General features: G+C 58.4%; 1 protein-coding gene. It reads left to right on the top strand.

Features of this window, described 5'->3' with window-relative positions; genetic code table 11:
* Positions 1–267: thiamine pyrophosphate-dependent enzyme (locus tag ACNQ0T_RS24355; RefSeq protein WP_417930513.1), on the top strand; the 267-nt coding region annotated here is incomplete at both ends.

Raw genomic sequence — 267 nt, 5'->3', positions numbered from 1 at the left:
GGCGATGCCTACGTCACTTCCGATGTGGGTCAGCATCAGATGTTCGCCGCCCTGTATTACCCCTTCGATAAACCGCGGCGCTGGATTAACTCCGGTGGTCTCGGCACCATGGGCTTTGGCCTACCGGCTGCGCTGGGGGTCAAAATGGCTCTGCCGGACGAAATGGTGGTCTGCGTGACCGGTGACGGCAGTATCCAGATGAACATTCAGGAACTCTCCACTGCGCTGCAGTATGAGCTGCCGGTCCTGGTGCTTAACCTCAACAAC

The organism is Enterobacter cloacae complex sp.6700776, from assembly GCF_048284255.1.
In the GTDB taxonomy this organism is placed as follows: Bacteria; Pseudomonadota; Gammaproteobacteria; order Enterobacterales; family Enterobacteriaceae; genus Enterobacter; species Enterobacter intestinihominis.
The sequence above is the reverse complement of the archived record's forward strand: the minus strand, read 5'-3'. Positions and strand labels throughout refer to the sequence as shown.